This is a genomic window from Streptomyces alboniger, from assembly GCF_008704395.1.
GTDB lineage: Bacteria > Actinomycetota > Actinomycetes > Streptomycetales > Streptomycetaceae > Streptomyces > Streptomyces alboniger.
The window spans coordinates 3,467,745-3,483,784 of the sequence record NZ_CP023695.1 but is presented as its reverse complement, the minus strand read 5'-3'; the positions used below and the strand labels follow the sequence as shown (position 1 = coordinate 3,483,784).

The following is a 16,040-nucleotide window of genomic DNA, read 5'->3' as shown; positions in this document are numbered from 1 at the left end:
GGTCCGCGTGAACCGCCGGGGCGGTTTACGCGGACTGCTCCAGCGTCTGCTCCACGTCCACGAACCCCTTGCGCGCCGGGACGAACTTCCCGTCCCGCACGACCTGGAACGTGACGCCCGAGTTGATCAGGCGCGGGAACTCGCTGGCCGCGATCAGGTCCTCGAAGCGCCAGCGCAGCGTCGGTGTGAGGCCGCCCGTCCCGACGCGCAGGCCGCCGTCGAGGGCGCGCCGCAGCGAGAGGGACGAGACCTCGCCGCCGTCCAGCGACTCGACGACCTGCTTCAGGACGGTGTACGCGATCCACGTCGTCTGGACGCCCGCGTCGGCCGGGTCGACGCGGTTGTCGCCGAACGCCTGCTCGCGGATGACCTTGCGCATCTCGGACCAGCGGGGGTCGCTCGCGGGCGGGTACCAGCCGGTGACGTACGCCCCTTCGTAGGGGCCGCTCGCGCCGCCGGTGCGGTCGACGAGCGACTGGTCGACGCTGCCGAGCACGGAGGAGATCCGTACCGGCGGATAGTCGTCCTTGGTGCGCCGGAACGAGTCGTAGAAGGTGTCGGTGCGGGCCCCGAGCGCGGCCGTCACACAGCCGTGCTCGGCGCCCGCGTGCTTGAGGGCCTGCTCGGCCTGCGGGGTCAGGTCGGTGCCGTCCTCGGGGGCGCGGATGTCGGCGACGGGCTTGTGGTGGCCGTCGCGGAGCCCGGAGTTGAGCAGCTTGGGCAGCTCGTCACCGGCGAGGGTGTCGGGGCGGACGAGGGCGACGCGGTCGCAGCGGGCGGCGAGCTGGCGGCCGTTGCCCGCGAGGAGCGCCGGTTCGCCGCCGTTGACGGGGTAGGACAGCGGGCTGCTGAACTCGTCGTCGGTGATGCCGTAGCCGCCGATGTAGGGGATGCCCGCCAGTTCCAGCGGGGCGAGGAAGGAGCGTCCGTGCTGGCTGTAGGCGCCGACGACGGCCACCACGTCCTCGTCGACCGCCTCGCGGGCGCAGTCGGCGGCACCGACCGGGTCGTTGTGGTCGTTGCAGGTGAGGACCTTCAGTTCGCGGCCGTCGATGCCGCCGTGCGCGTTGACCCAGCGCGCGTAGGCCTGCGCCATCGCGGGGACGCCCGGCTTGTTGGTGGCCTTGGTCTTCTCGGGCGCCCAGGTCATGACGGTGATGGGGTCGTCCCTGGAACCCCCCGTGGTCCCAGGGATGACCCCGCACCCGGCTATCAGGGACGTACACGCCGCCGCTGCCGCGGCGAGTACCGCGGTTTTGGAGGGGCGGGGGAGGAAGGTGCGTCGCCGGCCGGTCATGTCCCCGCACGATGCCGTTGGAGGGCCAACCGTGGAGTGACTCGTTCTCAACGGACTGTGACATGAAGGTGAACGGGCGGGGGCCGATTCGAGTGCATGAGGTGGGAACGTACGATCGATGACCGTGCAAGGTTCGGAGAACTCTTCCCGTCGCGGCCGTCGCTCCAGCACCATGGGCGGCATGCCGACCAATGACATGCCGTGGTGGCGCTGGCGCAGCAACGTGCGCTCGGCGCTGCACATGCTCTCCGACCCCGACTTCCAGCGTGAGTGCTGGCTCGCGGGGCGCGAGGAGTACGGGGACGTGACCGACGCCGTGTACCGGCTGGTCGAGGACACGTGGCTGGACAACTGGTCCGCGGAGAAATACGTCGGGACGATTTTCCGCGACCCGCAGGAGGCGGCGCTCGTCGACACGGCCGTGCTGCGGGTCCTGCGGATCATGCACGAGGTCGGGCCCGACGCGATGGTCTCCGTCTACCTGGAGCACCCGGGCTGGCCTGACGCCGTGCGGGCGGCGCGGGACGCGCACGTGCGGCTCGCGGCTGGGGACGGGGAGGACCCCGACGAGGCCCCGCGGACGCTGGAGGTGCTGCGGATCCTGACCAGGTCCGCCTGAGCCCGGCCGGACGCCTGCCCGCGGCGCCCGTCGCATATGGGAACCTTGGCCGCATGAATGAGCAGTCCGCCGCCGCCCCCGCCGCCTCCGCCGCTCCCGCTGAGCAGTACGTCCTCACCCTCTCCTGCCCCGACAAGCAGGGCATCGTGCACGCCGTGTCGAGCTACCTCTTCATGACCGGCTGCAACATCGAGGACAGCCAGCAGTTCGGTGACCACGACACCGGGCTGTTCTTCATGCGCGTCCACTTCTCCGCCGAGGCGCCGGTGACCGTCGACAAGCTGCGGGCGAGCTTCGCCGCGATCGGCGACTCCTTCCACATGGAGTGGCAGATCCACCGTGCCGAGGACCGGATGCGGGTCGTCCTGCTGGTGTCGAAGTTCGGGCACTGCCTGAACGACCTGCTGTTCCGTTCGCGGATCGGGGCGCTGCCGGTGGAGATCGCCGCGGTCGTCTCCAACCACACGGACTTCGCCGAGCTGGTCGCCTCGTACGACATCCCCTTCCACCACATTCCGGTGACCCGGGACAACAAGCCGCAGGCCGAGGCGCAGCTGCTGGAGATCGTGCGGTCCGAGGGCGTGGAGCTGGTCGTCCTGGCCCGCTATATGCAGGTGCTCTCGGACGACCTGTGCAAGGAGCTGAGCGGGCGGATCATCAACATCCACCACTCGTTCCTGCCGAGCTTCAAGGGCGCGAAGCCGTATCACCAGGCGCACGCGCGCGGGGTGAAGCTGATCGGTGCCACCGCGCACTATGTGACAGCCGACCTCGACGAGGGGCCGATCATCGAGCAGGAGGTCGAGCGGGTGGGCCACGGCGTGACCCCCGACCAGCTGGTCGCGATCGGCCGTGACGTGGAGTGCCAGGCGCTGGCGCGGGCCGTGAAGTGGCACGCGGAGCGCAGGATTCTGCTGAACGGGCGGCGGACGGTGGTCTTCGCGTAGCTCCGCGGGTGGCCCGGGTGCGGGCCGTCGTGGGTTTCTGAGCGCCGCTGCGCGGCGAGCTTCCCGCCCGCCCATCCACCCACCCGTCTCGGCCGCCGGGGCTACAGCCTGCTCAGGGAGGCCGCCGCGAACAGGACGTCCCGGATCGCCTCGCGGTCGCCGTCCTGGCCCGCGGCCGCTTCCACCGGGGAGACGTGGCCCGCGGCGAGGCGGCAGAACTCGACGCCGTCCAGGGCCACATGCGCGACCTCCCGGTCCGCCGAGGCGACCGCCGCCGGTGAGTCGAGCGGGATGAGCCACTCGCCGCCGCCGAGTCCCTCGATCTCCAGACGCAGGGTGCGGCCCGGCGTGCCCGCCGCGACCAGGCCGCGGGGCGGCGCGGCGAGCCCGGAGCGCCGGCGGTCGGCCAGCGTGCCGGGGAGCAGCCGGACGGCGAGGGCGATCATGTGGTGGAGGTGCCGGGGCGCGGGCGGGTCGTAGGGGTAGTCGACGGCCTCGGCGATATCGCCCGCGTGGATCCAGCACTCGAAGGCGCGGTCCACCATGGCGTCCCGCAGCGGCAGCTCGATCTTCTGCCCGGTCTCGGCGCCGGCGGCCGGGTCGGCGGCCGGCACCGTCCCGTACGGCACGGGGAGCCGCCCCGAGCCGTCGCCCGCGAACGACACCGTGCGGACGATCTCGTGCGTCTGGTCGCGCCAGGGGCCCCGCACCGCGCGCGTGGGCGGGAAGCGCGAGGCGTGCCAGTACGCCTCGGTGCGCCGGGTGGGGTGCTGCGGGCCCGCGGTCCCCGGTCCGAGCGGGTCGTCGAGGCCGAGGGCGAGCCCGACCAGGCCGTCGACGGCAAGCAGATGCGCGATGACCCCGGCGACGGTGGACTTCCTGTTCACCGGGCCGTCCTGCTCGAACCAGCGCAGCCGCACCGGAGCGTGCCACTCCGAGTCGCCGATGTCCCGCAGCAGGGCGTCGAGGCGGGCGCTCTCCGCGTCGTACGGCACGGCCCACTCGGGCACCGGGATGCGCGGCGGGCGCCGGCCGAGGCAGCTCTCCAGGACGCGGGTGCGCAGCCCGGGGTCGAGATCGAGGCTCTCCTCGGGGTGCAGCAGGCCGACGGCGTCACGCAGCCGCAGCGCCTCCTCCGCGCAGGGCCCGCAGTCGCCCAGGTGCTCCTCCACGGCGGTCGCCTCGGCCGCGGAGCACGCGGCGAGCGCCCAGGCGCCGAGCAGGGACTTCAGGACGCGGTGCTCCAGGACGAGCGGCTCGGGCGGGGGAGGCGGTGGCACCTCCCAGGTGATCGCGTCCGGGTCCGGGTCGGGCAGGGGAAGGCCGGTGTCCTCTATGGAGGAGCGCGGCAGCGGTATGCGCGGGGCACCGCGCTGCTGCCCGGCGGGGCCGGGGCCTTCGGGGCCGTCGGGCTCTTCGTACGGCTCGGGGCGGTCGGAGCCGGTCACAGCGCTGTCCCGTATCCGGGCGGGCCGGGGGCCGGGCTCGCGGAGGGGTCCGCGGTGTCGTGGGCCGTCGAAAGGAGCTGGAGGCCGAGGCGGAGCCTGCGCCGGGCCTCGTCCTCGGTCACGCCGAGGTCGGCCGCCGTCTGGCGGTAGTCACGCCGCTGGAAGTACGCCAGCTCCAGGGCTTTGCGCAGCGGGGTCGGCATGGCCGTCACGATGTAGTCGGCGCGGGCCGCGGCCGAGGCGCGGCGGACCTTGCGCTCCAGGTCCTCCGGGGTGCCCTCGCCGCCGAGGGCGAGGGCGGCGGACTCGGTCTGGCGGAGCCTGCGGACGGCCCGCTGGTGGGTGAGCGTGGCGATCCAGGAGCGCAGGGGGCCCTGCCGGGGGTCGTACGCGTCGGGGTTCTCCCAGACGTGGGAGAAGACCTCGCGGGTGATGCGGTCGGCGGCGCACTCGTCGCCGAGGACCCGGTGGGCGAGGCCGTGCACGAGCGAGGCGAAGCGGTCGTACAGCTCGCCGAGCGCGGCGGCCTCCCCGTGCGCGAGCCGCTGCTGCATCCGGCGGTCCCAGCGCCGCGGCGCGTCCTTCGGCATGCGGCCCCCTCGTGCGCTTGCCTTGCCCTGCCCTGTGCTTCGGACCTGTGCTTCGGACCTGTCCTTCGACGGTACCGCCTGTTTCTGACTATCCCTCGAATGTAGTCGGCGGCACTGACAGCGGGCTCCTGTTTATGGCAAAGCGCGAGCCCGGGCCGACACCGGATGATATTGACGGCGGACCCTTGGTGTTTCATGGGAGGGCGGTGGGGCAGCCGCAGCAGAACGAAGCGTAAGGACCGCTTCCGGATCACTCCGGGCGCCGGGGCACTCCGGACGGGCGGGACGGGCATGGCGAGCGGGAGGCATGGCGCGTGACGCTCAAGGTGGTGGTGGGCGAGGAGTCCGGCTGGGCCGTGCTGCGCGTGTCCGGCGAGATGGACCTGCTGACCTCACCCGTGCTGCGCCAGCGCGTGCACGACGCGGTGGCGGACGGCCGCCGCAGCGTCGTCCTCGACCTCTCCGACGTGCTGTTCTGCGACTCCAGCGGTGTCGGCGTGCTGATCGCCACGCGCCGTCTGATCCGCTCCTGCCAGGGCCGGCTGCGGCTGATCCTGCCCGCGCAGGGCGCCGTCGACGGCTCGCACGTCAACCGCGTCCTCGCCGCCCTCGGCGTACGCAGGCTCTTCGAGGTCTACCCGGACGTCGTGGCGGCCCTCGACGAAAAGGCGACCCCGCTCTCCGCCTGAACCGGCCCAGGAAGTCACACCTGCCGCTGGGCCGCCGCCACGAAGGCGTTGATCGCGTCCCGGGAGACGCGGCGCCGCTCCGCCAGTTCGTCGCGGTCGTCGGCCCTGTGCACGTCGGCGACCTGGTCGAGCGTCTCCCAGGCCAGCCGCACCAGTTCGGCGTCGCTGGTGAGCAACTGCACACGGAACAGCGCCTCCTGGGCCTCGGACCGCATCTCGTAGGAGCGGAAGCGTGCCTCCTCGCCGTCCTCGGGGCGGTTCTCGTGCCTGCTGAACCAGCGGTCGACCAGGACCCGCCGGTAGTTGACCAGCGCGCCCGCGTACGCGCAGTAGGCGTCGATCCGCTCCTGCCGCAGCTTCTCGCCGCGGGTGAACTCCTCCGTCCGTTCGATCGCCTTGCGCTGGAAGGCGTGGGTGATGCCCGCGCCCAGGAGAGTTCCCAACACCGCTATGACACTCGCCGCAACCGCTTCCACGCGCACAGTGCAGCACATCGTCCCCGTGCCACACCCTTGTCCCGGAATTTGGGCGGTCTTGCCACAAGCGGTGCTTTCCGGCTTCCGGGCGGCCTGCGACGACGTACGCTCGCTGCCGGGGTACCCACCCCCTGAACTGCACCCAACCGCGGAAGTGAGGCGGCCCGAAGACCATGGACAGTGCCGAGTACGAGCGTAAGATCGCGGCCCGGTTCGCCACCTTCGACCAGGACGGCAACAAGTACATCTCCCGTGAGGACTTCAGCACGGCGGCGGCAGCCCTGTGCAAGGAGTTCGGCGCGACGGCGCGGTCCGACAAGGGGCAGGCGCTCTACATCGGCGCCGAGGCGTTCTGGCAGGGCATGGCCGGAATCGCGGACCGCGACGGGGATCAGCGGATCACCCGGGACGAGTTCGTGGGCGGCGCGGTGAAGCGGCTGCGGGACAGCCCCGAGCGGTTCGCCGAGATCGCGCGGCCCTTTCTGCACGCGGCGATCGGGATCGCCGACGCCGACGGCGACGGGGCGGTCGCCCCTGGTGAGGTCGAGCGGGCGCTCAAGGCGCTCGGCGTGCCCGAGGACACCGCCGCGGCGACGGCGGGCGCCCTCGACGCGGACGGCGACGGCAAGGTGGCCGAGCAGGAGATCGTGACGGCCTTCGCGGAGTACTTCACGGTTCCCGAGTGAGGGCCGCCGACGTGGGCTCTACGCCGGTGAGAAGCGCTCCCTCAGTTTGTACTTGAGGACCTTGCGCAGTGTCTCGTTGCGGGGAAGCGCCTCGACGACCTCCAGCTGTTCCGGCAGCTTGTAGGGGGAGAGGCCTTCCCCGCGCAGATACGAGGTGACCTCGTCCAGGGTCAACGGCTCGGTTCCCGCGCGCTGTTCGACGACCGCGCAGAGCCGTTCCCCGCGTTCGGGGTCCGGCAGGCCGACGACCGCCGCGTCCTGCACGGCCGGATGCCGGTGGAGCAGGTCCTCGATCTCCTTGGCCGAGATGTTCTCGCCCTTGCGGATGATGATGTCCTTCGCCCGCCCGGTGAGCACCAGATGGCCGCTCTTCCTGAGGTGGCCGAGGTCGCCGGTGAGCAGGAAACCCTCGGCGTCGAAGGCGGCGTCGCTCTGGTCCGGGTCGACGTACCCCTTGCAGACGGCCTCGCCGCGCAGCCGGATCTCGCCGTCCGTCTCCGGGGGCAGCTCCTCGCCGTCGGGGCCCGTGACGCGGATCTCCATGCCGGCCGGGGGCCGCCCCTCGGTCGTCGACAGGTTCTCCGCCGTGTCGTCCGGGTCGCCCATGGTGATCATCGGGACCTCGGTCATGCCGTACCCGTGGGTGAGCTGACAGCCCAGCTCGCGTACGACGGCGTGGTAGATCTCCGGCGGCTTGGGGGCCCCGCCGCCCGCCAGGAGCCGCAGGGTCGGGATGACCTTCTCGCCCGCCGGCCGCTTGCGCTGCTCGGCGAGGAACATCGAGTAGAAGGCCGTCGAACCGCCCGCCACGCTCACGCCGTGCCGCCGGTAGCCGTCGAGCGCGTCCGGCAGCGCGAAGTGCTCGAACATCACCGCGGGGAAGCCGTACAGGAGCAGCATCACCGTGTAGTCGGGGCCCGCGATGTGCGCGAAGGGGAACGCCATCGAGCCGACGTCCGTCGCCTTCGGACGCAGGGCGTGGGCCAGGCACGAGCCGCCCGCGATCAGTGAACGGTCCGTGTGGCGCACGCCCTTGGGGTCGGACGTGGTGCCCGACGTCCAGTAGATCCAGCGCACGGACGTGCCCTCGGAGGGCGGCGGTGGCAGGACGGACGGGTCGGCTTCGGGCAGGTCGTCGTACGCCTCGAAGACTCCTGCGGCGCCGAGCCGCCGGGCCATCTCCGTGTGGTCGAAGCCGCGCCACACACCGGGCACCGCGAAGAACTCCGCCCCCGACTCCCGCAGCGCGAAGCCTGCTTCGCGGTCGCGGTAGAAGGGGATGACCGGCGACTGGACGGCCCCCACGCGCGCGAGGGCAAAGGAGAGCAGGGCCGTCTCCACGCGCGTGGGCAGCTGCCAGGCGACGACGGTGCCGGGGCGCACGCCCATGCCGTAGAGGCCGGCCGCGACGCGTTCGGCGCGCTCGCGCAGGCCGCCGAAGGTGAGCGTGCGGTCGTCGGCGGGGTCGGCGGCGGCCTGGATGAGGACGGGCGCGTCGGGAGTGAGGGCCGCGCGGCGCTCGATCAGCTCCCAGAGGGTGCGGGAGGCGGCCAGTTCGTACGCGGTCCCGTCACACCCTTGCGAGGGCTCGTGCTGCGAAGTCCCCATGCGATCCCCTCGGGTCGGGACGGTCGGGCCAGTAACTGATGAGCCGTCAGATCGTGCGGAGAGCGTAAGTCCCGGCGCCTTGTCGGTCCAGAGGCGCGGCGCTAGCCTGCTGCCTGACGGGCCATCAGGTCTCGGGTGTGGCCGGAGAGACCGCGGAGGGGACGCGTGTGGACCTCACGTACACCGAGGAGGAGGAAGCCTTCCGGGCGGTCCTGCGGGAATGGCTCGCGACGGCGCTCTTGAAGCTCCCCGACAGGCCCTCTCCCCACGACTGGCCCGGACGGCGCGCGTACGACACCGCGTGGCAGCGCACCCTGTACGACGCGGGATACGGCCACGTGCACTGGGACGCGTCCCCCACCCAGCGGCTGATCTTCCTGGAGGAGACGGAGAAGGCGGGCGCCCCCTATGTGGGCGCCAACTTCGTGGGCCTGCTCCACGCGGGGCCGACCATCGCCTCCGAAGGCACGCCGGAACAGCGCGCCCGATGGCTGCCGCCCGTGCTGCGCGGCGAGGAGGTGTGGTGCCAGGGCTTCAGCGAACCCGACGCGGGCTCCGACCTCGCGTCGCTGCGCACACGCGCGTGGCGCGACGGCGACCACTACGTAGTGAGCGGGTCCAAGATCTGGACCTCCCACGCGGAGGTCGCCGACTGGTGCGAACTCCTCGTGCGTACGACACCGGTGAGCGAGGCCGTGCCGAAGCACCGGGGCATCACCTGGCTCGCGATGCCGATGGACGCCCCCGGGATCACCGTGCGCCCGCTGCGGACCCTCGCGGGCTCGACGGAGTTCGCCGAGATGTTCCTCGACGAGGTGCGGGTCCCGGTGGCCCACCGCGTGGGGGACGAGAACGACGGCTGGCGCGTGACCATGGTGACCCTCTCCTACGAGCGGGGCACCGCCTTCGTGGGCGAGGTGGTGGCCTGCCGTCGCGTGCTCGGCGAGATCGCGCGTGAGGCCCGTAGGAACGGCCGCTGGGACGACCCCGCGCTGCGCCGCCGGCTCGGACGCCTCGCCGCGGAGTTCTCGGCGCTGTGGCGGCTCACGCAGTGGAACGTGAGCGAGGCGCAGCGGACCGGCGGTGTGCCCGGAGCGGGTGGCTCGGTGTTCAAGCTGCGGTACTCGCACGCACGCCAGGAGCTGTACGACGCCGCCGCGCACGTGCTCGGCGAGGACGCGCTCGACCTCGGGCACGAATGGACCCTGGACCGGCTGTCCTCCCTGGCGTACACGATCGCCGCGGGGACCTCGCAGATCCAGCAGAACATCGTGGCCGAGCGGATCCTCGGCCTCCCGAAGGGGCGGTGACGGTCCGTATGGATTTCCAACTGACGGATGACCAGCGGGCGTTGCGTACGGGGGTGCGGGAGCTGCTGGAGGGGCGCCTTTCCTCGCGGGCCTCCTTGCGTGACACCGCCGGCCGGATCGACCGGGGCCTGTGGCGGGAGCTGGGGGAGGCGGGCTTCTTCTCCCTCGCCCTGCCCGAGGACCGCGGCGGCGTCGGGCTCGGGCCGCCGGAGGCCGTACTCGCCTTCGAGGAAGCGGGGCGGGTGCTGCTCCCGGGGCCCGCCGTGGCGACGTTCCTCGCGGCGGGCGAGGTGGTGGGTGCCGGGACGGGGGAGGCCGTCGTGACGGCGGTCGACGGCACCCTGGTCCCGTGGCTGGAGGAGGCGGACGTCGTCCAGGGCGACGTCACCGGAGCCGTCCCCCTGCGATCGGTCGATCCGTTGACGCCGCTGCATCGCGTACCGGGCGCGCCCCGCCCCGGCCGGGGGGTGCTCCTGCACGCCGCCGAGCAGCTCGGCAGCGCCGTCCGGACCTGCGAGACGGCCGTGCAATACGCGCGTGAGCGCGAACAGTTCGGGCAGCCCATCGGGGCGTTCCAGGCCGTGAAGCACCTCTGCGCGCAGATGCTGGTACGCGCCGAGGTCGCCCGTGCCGCGGTCTACGCCGCCGCCGTGACCGGGGACGCGCTGGAGGCGGCCGGTGCCAAGCTGCTGGCCGACGACGCCGCCGTACGCAACGCGCGCGACTGTCTGCAAGTGCACGGCGGCATGGGGTTCACCTGGGAGGCCGATGTGCATCTGCACCTCAAACGGGCCTGGGTGCGGGCGCGGCTCGGACAGGTGGCCGACGAGGCGGAGGAGGCGCTCGCCTCCGCTCTGTAACCGCGCGACCGTGAGACTACGGAGCGTTGATATCGGGTTGTGTCCTACGTGTGACTCGTCACGGCGCGGAGTCGGCGCCCGCCTCGGGTACCTTGTGTCAGATGCGAGTGGTTCTGAGGCTGAGCCATCCCGGTGTCGCCCCTGAGGCGCCTCCGGGCCCGGCAATGCGCGCCGCTCGCGACGCAGGACCGGGTCTCGGGCCCGCCTGTTCGACCCCCCGCGGCACGCGTCGCACAGTATGCAGCACGCGTACTCCTTCGCGCTGGAATATGCCCGAAGCGCTTGTTGGGGTGACTGAACGTCAATCATGCTGTCTCCCAAGGGGATCACGTTCCGTGACCCCGTGGAGGCGCGAGGCGATGTGTCCGCCGGTTCGGATGGTGTGAGCGGTGCAGGTGCTTCAAGTTCAGCTGGAGGTCGGGGCCGACCCCGCGGAGGTGGGGCGGGCCAGGCGGTGGGCCCGTTCGCGTCTGGCGGGCTCGGGCATAGAGGTCGACGAGCCGGTGGCCGAGACGCTGATCCTGCTGATCTCCGAGCTGGTCACCAACGCCGTTGTGCACACGGGCTGTCCGGCCGTCCTGCGCATGCTCCTCCCCGGCGTCCCCGACCACACCCCGGGCACGGTCCGGGTCGAGGTGGCCGACCGCAGCGCCCGCCCGCCCAAGCAGCGGCACGCCGAGGGTGATGACACCAACGGCCGCGGCCTGGAGCTGGTCGACGGCCTCGCCGACCGCTGGGGCTGGCAGCCCGAGGGCGGCGGCAAGAGCATCTGGTGCGAGGTCGACCGGTGCGATCCCGGCGTCGCCGCGGTGACCTTCGACGGGGTGTCCTACGGCGACAGCGACGCCGATGCCGACGTGGCGTACGAAGCCGTCTGACCGGCGTACGGAAGTGCCCCTCCCCGGCAGCCCGCGTCGGGCTCTGAGCCCGGATGCGCCGTCGTGTGCCACGATGCGCGCACCCGTGCGCGGGTTGGACAAAAGGGGCATTGGCCACTAATCCCCGGCAGGGTGTTGACGTGGCGTGTCCGATTGATCACGCTTGTGTGCAGCGATTCGCCGCGAGGGGACGTCGAGGGCGCTCGGTGACGGAGGTCCTTGACGAGATGTGGGTCGCGATTTCGGCGTCGGTCCCCTCGGGGTCACGAGGGGCACTGTCGAGCGCCGAGCCGGATGGCGGCGCGTGGCATCGCGCTCGGGGCGGAAGCTGACGCGCCGCCGTCCGGGGGGCAGGGGTCCCAGGGCTCACAGCACGGCGACCGGTGCCACGGGCGTCCCCGTTCCGCCGACGAACGGCTCGGGCATGGCGGAGAGCAGGAAGGCGTAGCGGGAAACTTCTGCACAGGCTGTGGACAACTTTTCGAGATCCCAGTTCTGGCCTTGCAGCATCCCCATCTCGACCAGATCCAGCGCGTGCACGGGCAGCCACAGGTTCTCGGTCTCCGGGGGGAAGATCTCGAAGGTCAGCGTGTCGTTGGCGACCGCGGCCACGTCCCGGGCGTGGAACCACTCGGGCGTACGCAGCGACAGGCCGGGCGACGGATGGCCGTACGCGTGTTTGTCGCCCGCCAGATAGACCTGGATCTGCCCCGTGCGCACGAGGACGATGTCTCCCGAGCGGACCGCGACACCCCCGAACTCCGCGGCCTCGTCAAGGTCTTCGGGTGTCACCGCGCGATCTCCCGGAAGGCGTTCGAGGCCCTTGGCGCGCGCGACGTCCAGCAGGACCCCGCGCGAGACGACGTGCCGCGCCTTGTCGATGCCGCTGAACCGCGCTCCCGCGTGGGCCGTGATGCTGTCTGCGGGGCGGCCGTTGTAGATCCTCCCGGAGTGCGAGGCGTGCGTGAGGGCGTCCCAGTGGGTGGCGGTCTGGAGGCCCATCGTCACCGCGTCGTCGCTGGTGGCGACCGTACCGGGGCCGAACAGCTCGTGGTTGATCTGCACCATCGTGTGCAGGGGGTTCACGCGGCCCGGGATCAGGCCCGTCTGCACGCCGTCCTCCTTGAGGGGCAGCGCGAGCGGGACGCGGTGCCCGGAGCGGACCTCGGCGGCGGCCGCCCGTACGACGTCGTCGGTGATGAGGTTCAGCGTGCCTCTCTCGTCCTCGGCGCCCCAGCGGCCCCAGTTGTTCACGCGGTTGGCGATGTCGTGGAACTCGGCCGGCAGTGACATGAGTCCTCCGCGGGGCTTGTCTTGACGTGTCCGACGGGCCATAGAATCTAACGGGGCGTCAGAAACCACGGGAAGGGGCCGGCGTGGGGAACTTCTTGGCAGGCAAGGCGGTGGCCGTCACCGGCGCCGGGCGCGGCATCGGCAGGGCCGTCGCGCTCGCCGCGGCGGCCGAGGGGGCGAAGGTCGTCGTCAACGACTACGGCGTCTCCGTGGCGGGCGGCGAGCCGGCCAGTGAGGTGGCGGACGCCGTCGTCAAGGAGATCCGGGCCGCGGGCGGGGAGGCCGTCGCCGTCGCGGACGACATCTCCACCATGGCGGGCGGACAGCGGGTCGTCGACGTCGCGCTCGCCGAGTACGGGCGCGTCGACGGGGTGGTGTGCGTCGCGGGGATCCTGCGCGAGCGGATGCTGTTCAACATGTCCGAGGAGGAGTGGGACCCGGTCCTCGCCACGCATCTGAAGGGCACGTTCACCGTGTTCCGGGCCGCCTCCGCGGTGATGCGCAAGCAGGGTTCGGGCACCCTCATAGGGTTCACCAGCGGCAACCACCAGGGATCCGTCGCGCAGGCCAACTACAGCGCGGCGAAGGGCGGGATCATCTCGCTCGTGCGCAGTGCCGCGCTCGGCCTGCACAAGTACGGGGTGACGGCCAACGCCGTGGCCCCGGTCGCCCGCACGCGGATGTCGGCGAACGTACCGATGGAGCTGAAGGAGAACGGGGAGCCGGAGGACGTCGCCGCGCTCGTCACGTACCTGCTCAGCGACCGGGCCCGTGCCGAGAGCATCACCGGGCAGGTCTACACGGTCGCCGGGCCCAAGATCGCCGTATGGGCGCAGCCGCGTGAGCTGCGCGCCGGATACGCGGACGGGGCCTGGACCCCGGAGAAGATCGCGGACTTCCTGCCGGGGACGGTCGGCACCGACCCCATGCCGCTGCTGGCCCAGCTGGAGGCCATGGCCAAGGCGGCGGCCGACCAGACGCGTCCGAACGCGTAGACGGGAAGGGGCGGGCGGTGGACTTCGCTTTCGGGCCCGAGGACGAGGCGTTCCGCGCCGAGGCGCGCGGCTGGCTCGCCGAGCACCTCACCGGGGACCACGCCCGCGCGCGTGGGCGTGGCGGCCTTGGCGGCGAGCACTGTGGCCGCCACGGGGGGACGGCCCAGCGTCGCGCCTGGGAGCGCGTGTTGGGGCGCGGCGGATGGATCGGTCTCGGCTGGAGCAGCGACGCGTACGGCAACCGGCGGGCCACGCTCACCCAGCAGGTCGTCTGGGCCGAGGAGTACGCCCGCGCGCGTGCGCCCGGCCGCTGCGGCCACATCGGCGAGAACCTGCTCGCGCCGACGCTCCTGGCGTACGGCAGTCAGGAGCAGCGGGACGAGTTCCTGCCGCCGATCGCGCGGGGCGAGGCGCTGTGGTGTCAGGGGTACAGCGAGCCGGGGGCGGGGTCGGACCTGGCGGGGGTGCGGACGCGGGCCGTGCGGGACGGGGAGTCCCTGCTCGTCACCGGGCAGAAGATCTGGACCTCCTTGGCGCGCGAAGCCGACTGGTGCTTCGTGCTGGCGCGGACGGAGGAGGGCTCCCGGGGGCATCGCGGGCTCTCACTGCTGCTGGTGCCCATGGACCAGCCCGGACGCGTCGAGGTGCGGCCCATCCGCCAGATGACCGGCACCAGCGAGTTCAACGAGGTCTTCTTCGACGGTGCACGCGCGCGTGCCGCGCATGTGGTGGGCGGCCTCGGGGAGGGCTGGCGGGTCGCCATGGGCCTGCTCGGGTTCGAGCGCGGGGTCTCGACACTCGCCCAGCAGATCGGTTTCGCCGAGGAGTTGGCGCAGGTCGTGCGTGAGGCGGTCGACTTCGGGGCGGTGCGGGACGCCGTGGTGCGCGAGCGGCTTGTGCGGCAGTGGGCCGACCTGCGGATCATGCGGTGGAACGCGCTGCGGACGCTGGGGGGTTCGGGGGCCGGTGTGCTGCCGGGCGCGCCGAGCGTGGCGAAGCTGCTGTGGGGGCGGTGGCATCAGCGGCTCGGTGAGCTGGCCCTGGAGGTGCGGGGGGCCGCGGGCGCCGTCGGGCCCTCGGACTGGCGGCCGGACGCCCCGTACGAGCTGGATCCGACGCAGCGGCTCGCCCTGTTCACCCGCGCCGACACCATCTACGGCGGCGCGGACGAGGTTCAGCGCAACATCATCGCCGAGCGAGTACTCGGCCTGCCGAGAGAGGCCAGGGGGCCTCGGTGAGGGGTGCGTGCGTCATGAGGGGCGTCGTATTTGACGGGCAGCGGGTCGAGGTCGTGGACGATCTGGACATCCGTGCCCCGGGGCCCGGGGAGGTGCTGGTCGGCGTCGCCGCCGCCGGGCTGTGCCACAGCGATCTGTCCGTGATCGACGGGACCATTCCGTTCCCGCTGCCGGTGGTGCTGGGGCACGAGGGCGCGGGCGTCGTGGAGGCGGTGGGGGCCGGGGTGACGCATGTGGCTCCCGGGGATCACGTGGCGCTGTCCACCATCGCGAACTGCGGGTCCTGCGCCGAGTGCGCGCGGGGGTGGCCGACCATGTGCCGCAAGGCGATCGGCATGCCCGACCAGCCGTTCTCGCGGCGCGGCGAGCCGGTGTACCAGTTCGCGGCCAACTCCGCCTTCGCCGAACGCACCCTCGTCAAGGCCGTGCAGGCCGTGAGGATCCCGGACGACATTCCGTTGACGTCCGCCGCGCTGATCGGGTGTGCGGTGGTCACGGGGGTGGGGGCGGTCCTCAACCGGGCCGAGGTCGGCCCCGGGGACTCGGTGGCCGTCATCGGGACGGGGGGCATCGGGCTCAACGTGTTGCAGGGGGCGCGGATCGCGGGGGCCGGGACCGTCGTCGCCGTCGACGCGAACCCCGAGAAGGAGGCGATGGCCCGGCGGTTCGGCGCCACACACTTCTTCCCGGCCACGGAAGGGGTCAGGGAGGTCCTGCCCCAGGGCGTCGACCACGCGTTTGAGTGCGTGGGGCGGACCTCGCTGGTGCGGGAGGCGATCGACCTCCTGGGCCGGCACGGGCAGGCGGTGCTGCTCGGGATGCCGGGGGCGACGGCGGAGGCGTCGTTCGTGGTGGCCTCCCTGTTCCTGGACAAGGCGGTCCTGGGGTGCCGGTACGGGAGTTCGCGGCCGCAGCGGGATTTCGCGCTGTACGCGGAGATGTACCGGGCCGGGCGGTTGATGCTGGACGAGCTGGTGACGGACACGTACGCGCTGGAGGACTTCGGGAAGGCGATGGCGGACGCGGGGGCGGGGCGGGTGGCAAGGGCGGTGCTGACGTTCTGAGGTACTGACGCCCCGGTGTGCCGCCGGCGCCGGCGGGCGAGG

General features: G+C 72.3%; 16 protein-coding genes. 10 read left to right on the top strand and 6 right to left on the bottom strand.

What is annotated here, in order from left to right:
* Nucleotides 1-25: 25 nt before the first annotated feature.
* A complete protein-coding gene (locus CP975_RS15245) occupies nt 26-1,297 on the bottom strand; it encodes an ABC transporter substrate-binding protein (RefSeq protein ID WP_150476999.1) in 1,272 nt (423 codons plus the stop codon).
* A 118-nt stretch (nt 1,298-1,415) separates the two neighbouring features.
* Here CP975_RS15245 and CP975_RS15240 point away from each other — a divergent pair, with 118 nt between their 5' ends.
* Nucleotides 1,416-1,916: an SCO4402 family protein gene (locus tag CP975_RS15240; protein WP_078594392.1), complete on the top strand. Its 501-nt coding sequence runs from the start codon at nt 1,416-1,418 to the stop codon at nt 1,914-1,916.
* 53 nt (nt 1,917-1,969) lie between these two features.
* A complete protein-coding gene (gene purU, locus CP975_RS15235; RefSeq protein ID WP_055536002.1) occupies nt 1,970-2,863 on the top strand; it encodes a formyltetrahydrofolate deformylase in 894 nt (297 codons plus the stop codon).
* Nucleotides 2,864-2,964: 101 nt separating this feature from the next.
* On the opposite strand, the gene CP975_RS15230 is transcribed toward purU, so the two are convergent.
* Nucleotides 2,965-4,311, bottom strand: a complete 1,347-nt coding sequence (locus tag CP975_RS15230) for a zf-HC2 domain-containing protein (RefSeq protein WP_055536001.1) — start codon at nt 4,309-4,311, stop codon at nt 2,965-2,967.
* A complete protein-coding gene (locus CP975_RS15225) occupies nt 4,308-4,901 on the bottom strand; it encodes a sigma-70 family RNA polymerase sigma factor (protein WP_055536000.1) in 594 nt (197 codons plus the stop codon). Before CP975_RS15225 ends, CP975_RS15230 begins: the two co-directional genes overlap by 4 nt.
* 314 nt (nt 4,902-5,215) lie before the next feature.
* Between CP975_RS15225 and CP975_RS15220 the strand changes: the two genes are divergently transcribed.
* Entirely contained in the window at nt 5,216-5,590 is a 375-nt protein-coding gene (locus tag CP975_RS15220) for an STAS domain-containing protein (protein ID WP_055535999.1), read from the top strand.
* 14 nt (nt 5,591-5,604) lie between these two features.
* Here the strand turns inward: CP975_RS15220 and CP975_RS15215 are convergent, their stop codons facing one another.
* Nucleotides 5,605-6,036 carry a hypothetical protein gene (locus CP975_RS15215; RefSeq protein ID WP_246201527.1) on the bottom strand — a complete coding sequence of 144 codons (432 nt, stop codon included), beginning with the start codon at nt 6,034-6,036 and terminating at the stop codon, nt 5,605-5,607.
* Nucleotides 6,037-6,239: 203 nt separating this feature from the next.
* Between CP975_RS15215 and CP975_RS15210 the strand changes: the two genes are divergently transcribed.
* Nucleotides 6,240-6,752 (top strand): EF-hand domain-containing protein, encoded by a 513-nt coding sequence (locus tag CP975_RS15210; protein ID WP_055535998.1) that lies wholly within the window; start codon nt 6,240-6,242, stop codon nt 6,750-6,752.
* A gap of 18 nt (nt 6,753-6,770) precedes the next feature.
* On the opposite strand, the gene CP975_RS15205 is transcribed toward CP975_RS15210, so the two are convergent.
* Entirely contained in the window at nt 6,771-8,360 is a 1,590-nt protein-coding gene (locus tag CP975_RS15205) for a class I adenylate-forming enzyme family protein (protein ID WP_055535997.1), read from the bottom strand.
* 167 nt (nt 8,361-8,527) lie between these two features.
* Between CP975_RS15205 and CP975_RS15200 the strand changes: the two genes are divergently transcribed.
* The 3 genes from CP975_RS15200 to CP975_RS15190 all read left to right on the top strand — a co-directional run bounded on the left by CP975_RS15200 (nt 8,528) and on the right by CP975_RS15190 (nt 11,408).
* Nucleotides 8,528-9,670 (top strand): acyl-CoA dehydrogenase family protein, encoded by a 1,143-nt coding sequence (locus tag CP975_RS15200; RefSeq protein WP_055535996.1) that lies wholly within the window; start codon nt 8,528-8,530, stop codon nt 9,668-9,670.
* Between the two features lie 8 nt (nt 9,671-9,678).
* Entirely contained in the window at nt 9,679-10,530 is an 852-nt protein-coding gene (locus tag CP975_RS15195) for an acyl-CoA dehydrogenase family protein (protein WP_055535995.1), read from the top strand.
* 389 nt (nt 10,531-10,919) lie between these two features.
* Nucleotides 10,920-11,408, top strand: coding sequence for an ATP-binding protein (locus CP975_RS15190; protein WP_055535994.1), 489 nt, complete (start codon nt 10,920-10,922; stop codon nt 11,406-11,408).
* A 366-nt stretch (nt 11,409-11,774) separates the two neighbouring features.
* On the opposite strand, the gene CP975_RS15185 is transcribed toward CP975_RS15190, so the two are convergent.
* Entirely contained in the window at nt 11,775-12,701 is a 927-nt protein-coding gene (locus tag CP975_RS15185; protein ID WP_055535993.1) for a cyclase family protein, read from the bottom strand.
* Between the two features lie 83 nt (nt 12,702-12,784).
* Between CP975_RS15185 and CP975_RS15180 the strand changes: the two genes are divergently transcribed.
* From CP975_RS15180 to CP975_RS15170, 3 genes are read left to right on the top strand one after another with little or no spacing between them, the layout of a single operon-like run.
* A complete protein-coding gene (locus CP975_RS15180) occupies nt 12,785-13,696 on the top strand; it encodes an SDR family oxidoreductase (RefSeq protein WP_055535992.1) in 912 nt (303 codons plus the stop codon).
* 17 nt (nt 13,697-13,713) lie between these two features.
* Entirely contained in the window at nt 13,714-14,934 is a 1,221-nt protein-coding gene (locus CP975_RS15175; protein WP_150476997.1) for an acyl-CoA dehydrogenase family protein, read from the top strand.
* A gap of 14 nt (nt 14,935-14,948) precedes the next feature.
* Nucleotides 14,949-15,998 (top strand): Zn-dependent alcohol dehydrogenase, encoded by a 1,050-nt coding sequence (locus tag CP975_RS15170; RefSeq protein WP_055536471.1) that lies wholly within the window; start codon nt 14,949-14,951, stop codon nt 15,996-15,998.
* The last annotated feature ends 42 nt before the right edge of the window (nt 15,999-16,040 follow it).

Bases quoted from the DNA above. Each gene is read 5' to 3' on its own strand.
- CP975_RS15245 (WP_150476999.1), bottom strand. From the start codon at position 1,297: ATGACCGGCCGGCGACGCACCTTCCTCCCCCGCCCCTCCAAAACCGCG.
- CP975_RS15240 (WP_078594392.1), top strand. From the start codon at position 1,416: ATGACCGTGCAAGGTTCGGAGAACTCTTCCCGTCGCGGCCGTCGCTCC.
- purU (WP_055536002.1), top strand. From the start codon at position 1,970: ATGAATGAGCAGTCCGCCGCCGCCCCCGCCGCCTCCGCCGCTCCCGCT.
- CP975_RS15225 (WP_055536000.1), bottom strand. From the start codon at position 4,901: ATGCCGAAGGACGCGCCGCGGCGCTGGGACCGCCGGATGCAGCAGCGG.
- CP975_RS15210 (WP_055535998.1), top strand. From the start codon at position 6,240: ATGGACAGTGCCGAGTACGAGCGTAAGATCGCGGCCCGGTTCGCCACC.
- CP975_RS15205 (WP_055535997.1), bottom strand. From the start codon at position 8,360: ATGGGGACTTCGCAGCACGAGCCCTCGCAAGGGTGTGACGGGACCGCG.
- CP975_RS15195 (WP_055535995.1), top strand. From the start codon at position 9,679: ATGGATTTCCAACTGACGGATGACCAGCGGGCGTTGCGTACGGGGGTG.
- CP975_RS15185 (WP_055535993.1), bottom strand. From the start codon at position 12,701: ATGTCACTGCCGGCCGAGTTCCACGACATCGCCAACCGCGTGAACAAC.
- CP975_RS15170 (WP_055536471.1), top strand. From the start codon at position 14,949: ATGAGGGGCGTCGTATTTGACGGGCAGCGGGTCGAGGTCGTGGACGAT.